The sequence below is a fragment of the Thalassotalea sp. SU-HH00458 genome, assembly GCF_040362795.1.
Classification (GTDB): Bacteria; Pseudomonadota; Gammaproteobacteria; order Enterobacterales; family Alteromonadaceae; genus Thalassotalea_H; species Thalassotalea_H castellviae.
The window spans coordinates 44,140-56,388 of sequence record NZ_BAABWW010000006.1; the positions used below are offsets into that span (position 1 = coordinate 44,140).

The window sequence follows — 12,249 nt, forward strand, 5'->3', positions numbered from 1 at the left end:
AAAACATTATTTTAGTAACTGCTGAGCCACCCCAGAGTTAACATCAATAGTATTTACATTGTTTCGACCATAATTACGATTTACTTGAACTCTTAAGACATTACAAGTAAAAACCTGAACCGAAGAGGCAGATCGAGAGTGGGGGCAATCGGCCTCTAGCCTTAAATCATTATTTGCCACATCAACACTTGCTGTGGCGCCCGTTTTTGTAGCTGGTAACAATAAAGATTGATCTGTATTGGGAAAATTTGCCACCACAAGTGGTTTCGCAAACTCATTAGTTTGACCCGGAGCTACTTGATTATAGATCACTTCATCAATTGCGCTGACTGCTTCTTGCGTGGCAACCAATTTTTCTTCACTGGCCCCTGACATTTTCATATCTGAGGTAGTATTTTGCATTAAAGCTGCAGCAACTGCGGTTAATGAAATTAAAAATATCAAAGATACAATCAGTACCGCGCCTTGTTGTGTATGTTTTAAAATACGAATGTTACGATTGCTATCTACCATGAATCAACCCTCGCATTAAATAAAGTGACTGTCGAGCTGAATAATAACCGACGGAAATTATCATTAGGTGTAACGGACAAATCCCCTAATAAATACGTATTATCATTGGTGTAATTATTATCAGGTAAAACACTTCGAGCAAGTACAAAAACTTTTACCGCCAATATATTTGAGTTTGTCGAATTATTCCATAATGCTTCTGTCATATTATCAGCCGAAATAAAAGCATTGACGACACCATCATCGGTGGTATCCACCCCATACATAAAACGGATCATTTCAATGCCATCTATGATAGGAGAAAAAGTCATCGAGTTCGTTAAGCGCCCTTTCATCAAAACTGGTACACTGATCGTGCCTTGTACTTGTTCAGTGACGTAATATACATGATGCTGATATTCCCAAATTTGGCTGTTGTCAACGCTTGGTACCGCCGAACCTCCATCAAATAACTCACCATCGCTTAAGTTGGTGATTAAATAATAATTGTCTGCTGAAATATCAGCAGGTAACACGGGCGTTGAAATAACCCGTTTTAATTGTAAGATATCTGAACCAGCTTTCGCTGGTGCCGATGTAGCAAAACATCCCAAAGGATCATCCGTGGTAGCCGTTTCTCCCCAAAGGGTTCTAAAATGTCCTACAGCCACAGGAAATGTTCGATTGTTGATACCGTCTCCCTGACAATCATTACCAGGAGCTCCCAAAGCAGCACCATTTAAATTAGCTAAATCAAAGGTACCAACATAGTCGCCCCAAAAATCTTGTCTTAGTAAATCATCGGATAAAACGGTTAATGCAAATCGTCCATTTTCTTGTAATTCCCCATAAGTTGACGTTTCTTTGGTTGTCGTTTTCATACTGACAAAAACACTTAATACGCCAGCAAGTAAGCCTAAACCTACCGCTAATGCAATAAATAATTCAATTAAGCTAAAGCCTTTATGGTGAGAATAGTTAAATGTTTTCATATTAATTTATAAACGCCTCAACAACGACTTGACGTCTTTTATCCCCAGCCGTACCACAAGCATTCACTTTTTTACTATCTGAAATGTCAACCCGTCCTTGCCAGCTAACCACAACCGTAATCGCGTTAAGTGTATTACTAATACATGCCCTACCGCCCACTAATCCACCTGTTTTAGTTGTGCCTTGGGTAACATTTGCGCCCATTAAAGCAGCTTCCCACTCATAAGTATCATTGATCACCATTTCAGTAGGAGTACATAGGCTAGCAACGGTATTACAACGTTTAGCAGGTACTGCATCTAATGCAACGCCATAATTTGTTTTCATATACCCTGCAATAGTTGCCGGACCATTACTACGCATTCTTTCGACAATGTCTTGAGCTAATGCAGAAGCTAAAGAACGTTGCATAGCATCAAAACTGCCTTTTTTAACGGTGGCCTGCATAGCCACAGCGCCTAACACACCTGTTACAAGTATAAAGAGTGCAACAAGTACTTCAATAAAGGTCATACCGAGTTGATTATTATTTTTATATGCTTTTTTCATATCCCTTCCTTTGTGAATAAATTACAAGGATCCAAATAACAACAAGAACGTATTATCTGTTGAGCATACATTGATTTTTTGACAAGTGGAAATGTCGATATAAAAGAAACATTTAATATCGAGAAGAAAAGCTTATATGTGTTAAAAATCACCAACGTGAACAGCATTAACCCATACCTTACATCCATATAACAAATAGTCATCCAACAATAGACGCACAGTAACTATTTGTTTAATAGTAATTATTTATAAAAATATAGCAGTTTAATTATCTCTGTGAAGATTTCGTTGCTTAAATTTCAACCTAAACTAAGATTAGCGCAATTCAATCGGTACCGCAAATACTGTATTTTCTTCACGCCCAGGAAACTCAGTTACGGCTTTTCCCCCATACTCTTTTAAGGCATCGATAACTTGTTTTACTAATATTTCAGGTGCGGATGCCCCTGCAGTAACACCAACATTTTTAACGTTCTTTAACCAAGACTCTTTGATATCATCGGCAGTATCGATTAAATAAGCCGTAGTCCCTATTTTATCTGCAAGTTCTCTTAAGCGGTTTGAATTAGAGCTATTTTTCGCACCAACAACCAATAACAGATCAACTTCATTGGCAATAGATCTAACCGCATCTTGACGATTTTGGGTCGCATAGCAAATGTCGTCTTTTCTTGGGCCTTGAATCTCAGGAAATTTTATTCTTAATGCGTTGATAACATCACTAGTATCGTCAACTGACAAAGTGGTTTGACTACAATAATAAAGTTCTTGAGGATTTTTTACTTGTAAACCCGCAACATCATCAACCGATTCAACTAAATAAATTCCACCTTCTTCACTTTCATATTGCCCCATAGTGCCTTCAACTTCTGGGTGGCCTTGATGTCCAATTAATATACATTCAACATTTTTTCTACTAGCGCGAGTGACTTCCATATGTACTTTAGTCACAAGCGGACAAGTCGCATCAAAAACTTTTAATCCACGGCTTTTAGCTTGATTTCTAACGGCTTTAGAAACACCATGCGCACTAAAAATAACCGTACTATCATCGGGCACTTCATGCAGCTCATCGACGAATATTGCTCCCCTATCTTTTAAACCATTAACGACAAATTTATTATGAACCACTTCATGGCGAACATAAATTGGTGCATCAAATAAGTCTAGCGCACGATCAACAATACTAATGGCTCTATCAACACCGGCACAGAAGCCTCGAGGGTTAGCTAAAATAATATCCATAATGGCTCTCTAGAAAATAAGGTTAAATACATTATAAAACTTCAACAACATCAATCACAAAAGTTACTGCTTGCCCAGCTAATGGATGATTAAAATCAACGGTTACAGAGCTTCCTGATACTTCGCTGATCATCCCTGGAAGTTCAACACCGCCAGGTTGGGTAAAAGTAATAATATTACCGACTTTAGCTGGTGTTTCCGCAGAAAACTTGCTCGCATCAACATAATGGATATTATCAGGGTTCGACTCACCAAACGCATCTTTAGCCGCTAAGGTAAACTCTTTACTTTCATTCGCGGAAAGCCCTAATAATTGCGCTTCAAAAGCAGGTGAAATACTCGCATCACCCATAATAATTTTTGCTGGTTTATTATTAACTTTAGTACTATCAGCTGCTGAGCCATCCGCTAATTTCATAGTTATATGAACGATAACTTCAGAATTTTTTTCTATAATTTTAGACATATCAGTTCTCTTTCGCATCCTGATTTTTAGAGGTTTTTTCTTGCTTAAATGAATCAATTATCATTAAAGCCGCGCCTACAAAGATGATTGAATCGGCGACATTAAATGTTGGCCAATGATACCCCTTGACATAAAAATCCAAGAAGTCGATAACGTAACCAAACATTGAACGGTCAATTAAATTGCCTAAAGCTCCACTTAACATACAAGCCAGTGCTGCGGCTAAAAGTGGTTGTTCTTTTGGCGTTCGTTTTAACCAAACTAGAAATACTACCGAAGCGATTGCGGCAATTGAAGTGAAAAACCAACGTTGCCAGCCACTTTGATCCGCTAAAAAACTAAAAGCCGCGCCATGATTTTGTGCGTAAGTAATATTAAAAAATGGAAGAATATTAATCGACTGATAAAGTTCCATTGAACCGGCAACCCATTGCTTGGTTATTTGGTCGATGATTAAAAATATTGCCGTGAGCCATAGCCACTGCAAACTTGAATTGATTTTTAAAAAGGTCATTAATTTCTCTAAAATATTATTAAGTTAAACAACCAAATGCTCTGAATGAAAAATGCTCAGTTACCAATAGTGACATCACTAATAACTGAGCATTCTCTTCATCTACTTAGTTAAAATTAAGCAAATTTCCGTGTTTCGCCATCACCATCAACATTACTAATACAACGACCACAAAGTAATTCATGGGCCGAATGTTGACCAACATCTGTCGTGACATGCCAACAACGATCGCATTTTTTACCTTCTGCAGGTTCAACACTAAGCCATAAACCATCAATTTCAGTATCATTAGCATTGGCTGGTTTTTCAATCACTACCTCAACATTCGCTGCAGACGTAATTAAAACAAAACGTAGTTCATCGCCTAAGTGATTTAAAATAGCGGCTAAAGCTTCATTCGTATACAAAGTTACTTTTGCTTCAAGTGCTTTACCCACTTGTTTTTCTTTACGAGCCAGCTCTAAAGCTTTATTGACTTCACCGCGTACTTGCAGTAATTGGCTCCAAAATTCGTTATTTAATTCACTTCCGTCAGCCATAGATGATAAACCATCAAACCAAACATTGGTGAAAACAAATTCATCACGCTCACCTGAAACTGGTGCAGGTAACGCTGTCCAAATTTCTTGTGCGGTGAAAGATAAAATAGGCGCCATCCAACGGGTCATTGCTTCAGCAATCAAATACATAGCTGTTTGGCATGAACGACGCGCCACACTGTTATCTTTAGCGGTATATTGTCTATCTTTAATTATGTCTAAGTAAAAACCACCTAGCTCATTAGTACAGAAATTCATCATCTTGTGAACAACTTGATGAAACTCGTATTCATCATAAGCATTAATAATGTCAGCTTGTAACTCGGCAGCTTTTCCTACTACCCAACGATCTAAAGCAACCATATCTTCGAAAGCAACAGAATGATTCGCCGGTTCGAAGCCATTTATATTCGCTAACAAGAATCGAGACGTATTACGTATACGTCGATACGCATCTGCCTGACGTTTAAATATCTCTTTCGATACCGTAATTTCTTGCGTGTAGTTCACCGAAGCCGTCCATAAACGCAAAATATCAGCACCATATTGCTTGGTGATTTCATCAGGAGTAATAACATTCCCTAATGATTTCGACATTTTATGGCCTTTTTCATCGACGGTAAAACCATGTGTTAACACTTGTTTATATGGCGCTTTACCATTCATTGCAACAGAAGATATCATTGAAGACATAAACCAACCACGGTGCTGATCAGAGCCTTCCAAATATAAATCAGCGCCTGCATTAAGTTCTTCACGTGCATCCACCACAGAGTAATGGGTAGTACCTGAGTCAAACCAAACATCTAACGTATCAGGTACTTTGATAAATTGTTCAGCGTCATCGCCAATCAATTCACTGGCTTCTAGATCAAACCAAGCTTGTATACCTTCTTTTTCAACTCGTTTAGCGACTTCTTCAATAAGTTCAATACTACGAGGATGCAATGCACCTGTGTCTTTATTGATAAATAACGCAATAGGAACACCCCATGTACGTTGACGAGAGATACACCAATCAGGGCGACCTTCTACCATAGACTCGATACGGCTTTGCCCCCAATCAGGGATCCACTGTGTTTTAGTAATTTCTTTTAACGAATCTTGACGCAAACCAGCTTTGTCCATGCTGATAAACCATTGCGGAGTAGCACGGAAAATTATCGGCGTTTTATGTCGCCAACAATGAGGATAAGAATGCTCATAAGCATGATAATGCATTAAGGCACCATGTTGTTTTAACACTTCAACAACACTATTGTTGGCTTTAAAGACATGCTGACCTTCAAAAAGCTCAGTGCCTTCAAGATAAACACCATTAGCGCCAACAGGGTTTGCAACTTCTAAATTGTATGCTTTGCCGACAACAAAATCGTCAACACCATGACCAGGCGCCGTATGTACACAACCTGTACCAGAATCAGTTGTAACATGCTCACCACAAATAATAGGGACGTTAAAATCATAAAATGGATGTTTAACTTCAGCGCGATCTAACTCAGCACCTTTAGCAAAACCTAAGGCGTGATATTTTTCAATACCAAAGCGGTCCATACACGCTTTCACCAAATCAGTTGCAAGAATTAAACGTGCTTTGCCCTGCTCATTCTCGTATTGTATTAGTGAGTATTCTACATCGGGGTGAACAGAAACAGCCCGGTTTGCCGGTAAAGTCCATGGAGTAGTCGTCCAGATAACGACGCCAATTTGGCCTTCACCTGAATGTCCTTCAGGGTGGGAAAATTTATCGGCAAGCGCTTCATCTACCACATTGAATTTTACATCAATCGCTGGTGACATTTTATCTTGATATTCTACTTCAGCTTCAGCCAAAGCACTGCCGCAATCTGTACACCAATGAACAGGTTTAAAGCCCTGTTCTAAATGACCATTTTCAGCTATTTTTCCCAGCGCTCGGATGATATTCGCTTCCGTATCGAAGTTCATGGTTAAATAGGGATTCTCCCAGTCACCAAAAACACCTAAACGTTTAAAATCTTGACGTTGACCATCAACTTGTTTGGCCGCATATTCACGACATTTTTGACGAAATTGTGCAGCTGTTACTTTATGACCCGGTTTGCCGACCTTTTTTTCAACCATTAATTCAATAGGTAAGCCGTGACAATCCCAACCAGGAACATAAGGAGAATCAAAATCAGATAATGTTTTAGATTTAATAATAACGTCTTTTAAAATTTTATTAACTGAATGACCTAAATGAATATTACCGTTTGCGTACGGAGGACCATCATGCAAAATAAAAGATTTCTTACCTTTTTTCGCCGCACGAATTTTGCTGTATAGCTCCTTTTCGCTCCAGTCTTTTAACATTTGCGGTTCACGATTTGCCATATTTCCTTTCATTGGAAACTTAGTATCTGGCAAATTCAATGTATGTTTATAATCACTCATTTAAATTACGGTCCGTTATTTAATCTAGCTGGTTCACACCAACATGCATATTAATCAATCTAAGCTTAAAGCCTGTGTAAATTGCCAAGCTTGCTCACTATCTTTACTAATTTGTTGTTTTAACTCATTCAGTGAATTAAAACGTTGTTCTTCACGTAGTTTATGCAGTAAAACCACTTCAATAGATTGCCCATAAATATCTTGCTGAAAATTAAAGATATGAACTTCTAGTTGTTGTCTGATACCTGAAACAGTTGGCCTTGAGCCTATATTCGCTACACCAAAAAAATCACCGTTATTGGTCTTTACTTTAACTACATAAACACCCGATACAGGCGATACGCGTCTTTTTAGCAAAACATTAGCGGTAGGAAAGCCTAATTCACGCCCTCTTTTATCGCCATGAAATACCCGACCGATAATAGAATATGGCCGACCTAGCATTTGCTCAGCTTCTTTTAATTTATTATTTTCGAGCGCTTTACGTATTTCCGTACTACTAATTCTGCATGCTGATACTTTATAACTAGCAGTATCAGAAACACCAAAATCAAAATATTTACCTGCATCGCATAACGTCTCAAAATTTCCTTGACGATTTTTCCCAAAATGAAAGTCATCACCAATAATGAGATATTTGACATTCAATTGTTTAACTAATAATTTTTCAACAAAATCCTTAGCAGTTAATTGCGCAAATTTTTGATTAAAGTTCACACAAATCAAACGTTCAACACCTAAACGTTCGAGTAAAACATATTTATCTCTTAACCGAGTTAAACGCGCAGGCGCTGTCTCAGGAGAAAACAACTCTTGTGGTTGAGGTTCAAAAACTAAAACCGTAGCAATACAATTTAAACGCTTAGCTTTTTCCACTAACGCCTTGATGACTTGTTGATGACCTAAATGAACACCGTCAAAATTACCAATGGTTAGTACACAGCCATTATTATCACTCGAATTTTCGACTGACTTTATATTGTGGATCCCACGTATTAACTGCATTAAACCAACAAACCTTTCTTACCTTATTCGTTATTTTCTAAAAAAGAAAAGCAACTTTATCTAAAAAATCGACGAATTATAGCGTAGTCAATAGTAAGAATCAGCACTTGAGCGTAATTTGTTGGTAATTTTTTTACTTTGTCGAAATTACTTTAAAATCGTTAAATCTCACACCTAACAAAAGTATCGAAACAAAATAACAAATTCCCCCAGAAACAATACAAAACAGTAATTGCAAAATTTGCTCTAGAAATGTAAAGGTTAACCAATGTTCAAAAGGAGGGGATAAAAAGTAAACCACGAACGCCATCACAATAGATGACAAGGCCACTTTCACGATAAGTTTTTTGGCCGCTGTTGTTAAACAATATACATTTTGAGTTTTTAATCCGCTATATAGCCAATAAGCATTTAAACTGGCCGATAACGTCGTTGCCATAGCTAAACCAACATAACCAAAAAACGGCGCCAACATAATATTAAAGGCCATATTAGCCACCATAGCTTTAATGCCAATTTTGACCGGCGTTTTAGTATCTTGTCGAGCATAATACCCTGGGGCTAACACTTTAATAAACATGAAGCTTACCAGTCCTGAAAGGTATGCAAATAACGCAAAAGAGACCTGAACAACATGAAATTGAGTAAATTCACCCCGCATAAAAAGAATCATAATAATCGGCTGAGCTAATACCATTAGCCCAACTAAGGCAGGCCAACCAAACAAATTTATTATTTTAATGCCCCAATCGATAGTCAACGCAAATTCATCGTGACTTTTCTTGGTATGTAGCTTAGCTAAACTGGGTAAAATAACCGTTGCAATACCAATACCAAAGAGTCCTAAGGGGAATTCTAATAATCTATCCGCATAATACAACCAACTCACTGAGCCAGTCACTAATAACGTAGCAATTTGTGTATCGAGTAATAAGTTAATTTGGGTAACAGAAACCCCAAATAAAGCTGGAGCCATCAATTTGCGAATTTTAGTCACGCCTTTCGTTCGCCAGCCCCATGTTGGTTTAACTAAAGCACCCGCTCGATATAAAAAAGGCAACTGAAAAATAAACTGAACAAGCCCACCGAGAAAAACTCCCCAAGCTAATGCATATTCAGGACTGGCAAACCAATCTCGTCCAAATATTGCCATTGAAATAATGCAGATATTCAACAATACCGGAGTAAATGACGAAACGGCAAATCGACCATAGGTGTTTAAAATGGCGCCTGACAGGGCTGTTAAACTTATAAACCATAAATAAGGAAAGGTGATTTTTAATAAGCTCGAAGCCAAATCAAACTTTTCACTACCATCTTGTTGTATTGACTCCATGTAAAACCCAGGGCCAAATACCATCACAATTAAAGGAGAAGCAATCATGCCAAATAACGTCACTAAGGTAATGATCACACCTAAGGTTCCTGAAACTTGGGCAATTAATTTTCGTGTTTCTTGCGTTTGATTATCCTGATCATTTTGATGATATTCACTTAAGACAGGCACAAAAGATTGAGCAAACGCACCTTCAGCAAAAAGTCGTCGTAGAAAATTAGGAATTTTATTAGCAAAGAAAAAAGCATCCGCCGATGCCCCTGCTCCCATTAAATTAGCAATAACGACATCCCTTACTAAACCTAGCACTCTCGAAACTAAAGTCATCGCACTTACAATTATGCCAGATTTTACTAATTTACGACTCAAGGTACCCTCAAATAAAGCACGTTTTTTAATACTAGAATTATGCGTTGTTTTTACCTTGTTAAACAAGTCCTTATTCCTTTACATCCTGGGAATTTTAATTGTTATGTAAAAAACTCAGTAAAGGCTTGCGATAAAACATAGTAACAAGTTAAAATAAAACATCGAAAAGGTTTGACAATACGCTGAAAAAAAGGCATATTTCGTCGCCTTAAATTTAGGCTATATTTAATCATTTTAGGAGTTCACCTTGGCTAATTCAAAGCAAGCTAAGAAGCGCGCAACACAATCAGAAAAGCGCCGTCAACACAATGCAAGTCGTCGCTCAATGATGCGTACTTTATTAAAGAAAGTTAACGCTGCAATTGAAGCCGGTGACAAAGAAACTGCAGCAGCAGAATTTGTTGCAGCGACACCAATTCTTGATCGTTACGCAAGTAAAGGTCTTATTCACAAAAATAAAGCAGCACGTAGCAAAAGTCGTTTAAACGCAGCTATTAAAGCTCTTTAATTTTTTGAATGAAAATAGTTAAAAAACCGGCAATAGCCGGTTTTTTTTTCTGCAAAATTTACCCTACTCTCACAAACTTTCAACAATCGGCTTATAACTGTTGCCATTAGCTATATAATTTTTTAGTCTCTAACCAATAATGACAAAAAGGTTAGATAATGAAACTTTCAAAAATTGCAGCAATTGTTGCTATAGCAACTTCATCACTTACTGGTTGTTTAGAGCAAACACCAACAAATAATTACTCCGTAGCACTTGTTCCTGAATATGAAAACAAGCTTGATATATATAAAACCGTTAAACTTTCTAGTGATATTTCACACTTAACGTCTGATCAAAAAAAAATGCTGTCGTTATTAATAGAAGCATCAGATATTATTGATGACTTATATTGGCAGCAAGCCTTTGGTGATAACAAAGATAGCTTCCTCGCGAAAATCACCGATGAGCAAGTCAAACAATTTACTCAGATAAATTACGGTCCATGGGATCGATTAAATGGCGACAAAGCCTTCATTTCCGGGGTTGATGCAAAACCTTTAGGAGCACAATTTTACCCTGCCGATATGACAAAGGAAGAGTTTGAACAATCAAATATTGCTGATAAAACGGGATTATATTCAGTTATAAAACGAGACGATAACGGAAAGTTAACCTCTATCGCATATTCTGAATTATATAGTGATGAGTTAAACCGAATTGCCGTTATTTTAGAGAAAGCTTCTACGTTTGCCCAAGATAAAGAATTCGCACAATATTTGAAGATGCGAGCACAAGCATTAAGAACCGATGATTATCAAGCATCAGATTTTGCTTGGATGGACATGAAAAACAATCCAATTGATGTAGTCATTGGGCCAATTGAAACTTACGAAGACCAATTATATGGTTATAGAGCTGCTTTCGAATCTTATGTACTTGTTAAAGATATGGCATGGAGTGAAAAACTTGCCAAGTATGCCGCTTATTTGCCAGAGCTACAAAAAGGCTTACCTGTCAATAAAACCTATAAAAAAGAAACACCTGGCTCTGATGCAGATTTAAATGCCTACGACGTGGTTTATGTGTCAGGTCATGCTAATTCAGGCGGTAAAACTATCGCAATTAATTTACCGAATGATGAACAAGTACAATTAGAGAAAGGGACAAGACGCTTACAACTTAAAAACGCAATGCGTGCAAAGTATGATGCAATCATGCAACCTATTGCTCAAACTTTAATTGTGCCAGAGCAACGGAAAAACGTAACCTTTAACGCTTTCTTTGCCAACACTATGTTTCATGAAGTGGCACATGGTTTAGGTATTAAAAATACGATTAATAACAAAGGTACCGTTAGACAAGCATTGAAAGAACATGCTTCTGCTTTAGAAGAAGGCAAGGCAGATATTCTTGGTTTATACATGATCAGTCAATTGCTGGAAAAGAAAGCGATCACCGAGGGTGAATTAGCTGATTATTATACGACTTTTTTAGCCGGAATATTCCGTTCAGTACGCTTTGGCGCAAGCTCTGCACATGGCAAAGCAAACATGGTTCGCTTTAATTACTTTGCCGAACATGGTGCATTCACACGCAATGAACAAGGTTTATATGCGGTGAATATGGAGAAAATGACTGAGGCAATTAATTCACTTTCTGCTTTGATATTAACCATTCAAGGTGATGGCGATTATCAAGGTGTACAAAAATTAGTGAATGAAAGTGGTAATATAGGTGAGCAACTTGCACAAGATCTTGCAAAACTATCTGCCGGTAATGTACCTGTGGATATCGTATTTGAGCAAGGGAAAAAAGTTCTCGGATTGTAAAAAATAA

Annotated in this window: 11 protein-coding genes; 2 read left to right on the plus strand and 9 right to left on the minus strand. The window is 37.6% G+C overall.

Annotation, left to right across the window (positions count from 1 at the left end):
- Nucleotides 1-6 precede the first annotated feature (6 nt).
- From ABXH06_RS10485 to murJ, 9 genes are all read right to left on the minus strand, one after another.
- A complete protein-coding gene (locus tag ABXH06_RS10485) occupies nucleotides 7-513 on the minus strand; it encodes a pilus assembly PilX family protein (protein WP_353518180.1) in 507 nt (168 codons plus the stop codon).
- Nucleotides 507-1,484, minus strand: coding sequence for a PilW family protein (locus ABXH06_RS10490; protein WP_353518181.1), 978 nt, complete (start codon nucleotides 1,482-1,484; stop codon nucleotides 507-509). The genes ABXH06_RS10485 and ABXH06_RS10490 overlap by 7 nt, the downstream gene beginning before the upstream one ends.
- Before the next feature lies 1 nt (nucleotide 1,485).
- On the minus strand, nucleotides 1,486-2,034 hold the full coding sequence (gene pilV / locus ABXH06_RS10495) for a type IV pilus modification protein PilV (RefSeq protein WP_353518182.1): 549 nt from the start codon (nucleotides 2,032-2,034) through the stop codon (nucleotides 1,486-1,488).
- Between the two features lie 315 nt (nucleotides 2,035-2,349).
- Nucleotides 2,350-3,279, minus strand: a complete 930-nt coding sequence (gene ispH / locus ABXH06_RS10500) for a 4-hydroxy-3-methylbut-2-enyl diphosphate reductase (protein ID WP_353518183.1) — start codon at nucleotides 3,277-3,279, stop codon at nucleotides 2,350-2,352.
- A gap of 31 nt (nucleotides 3,280-3,310) precedes the next feature.
- Complete coding sequence (gene fkpB, locus ABXH06_RS10505) at nucleotides 3,311-3,745, minus strand: FKBP-type peptidyl-prolyl cis-trans isomerase (protein ID WP_311576580.1); 435 nt, start codon at nucleotides 3,743-3,745, stop codon at nucleotides 3,311-3,313.
- 1 nt (nucleotide 3,746) lies between these two features.
- A complete protein-coding gene (gene lspA / locus ABXH06_RS10510) occupies nucleotides 3,747-4,259 on the minus strand; it encodes a signal peptidase II (RefSeq protein WP_353518184.1) in 513 nt (170 codons plus the stop codon).
- A 116-nt stretch (nucleotides 4,260-4,375) separates the two neighbouring features.
- Nucleotides 4,376-7,213 (minus strand): isoleucine--tRNA ligase, encoded by a 2,838-nt coding sequence (gene ileS, locus ABXH06_RS10515; RefSeq protein ID WP_353518185.1) that lies wholly within the window; start codon nucleotides 7,211-7,213, stop codon nucleotides 4,376-4,378.
- Between the two features lie 54 nt (nucleotides 7,214-7,267).
- Nucleotides 7,268-8,218 (minus strand): bifunctional riboflavin kinase/FAD synthetase, encoded by a 951-nt coding sequence (gene ribF / locus ABXH06_RS10520; RefSeq protein ID WP_311576588.1) that lies wholly within the window; start codon nucleotides 8,216-8,218, stop codon nucleotides 7,268-7,270.
- A 133-nt stretch (nucleotides 8,219-8,351) separates the two neighbouring features.
- Nucleotides 8,352-9,923 (minus strand): murein biosynthesis integral membrane protein MurJ, encoded by a 1,572-nt coding sequence (murJ, locus tag ABXH06_RS10525; protein WP_311576591.1) that lies wholly within the window; start codon nucleotides 9,921-9,923, stop codon nucleotides 8,352-8,354.
- A gap of 247 nt (nucleotides 9,924-10,170) precedes the next feature.
- On the opposite strand from murJ, the gene rpsT reads away from it, so the two are divergent.
- A complete protein-coding gene (gene rpsT, locus ABXH06_RS10530; protein ID WP_311576594.1) occupies nucleotides 10,171-10,431 on the plus strand; it encodes a 30S ribosomal protein S20 in 261 nt (86 codons plus the stop codon).
- 158 nt (nucleotides 10,432-10,589) lie between these two features.
- A complete protein-coding gene (locus ABXH06_RS10535; protein ID WP_353518186.1) occupies nucleotides 10,590-12,242 on the plus strand; it encodes a DUF8614 domain-containing protein in 1,653 nt (550 codons plus the stop codon).
- Nucleotides 12,243-12,249: the final 7 nt, after the last annotated feature.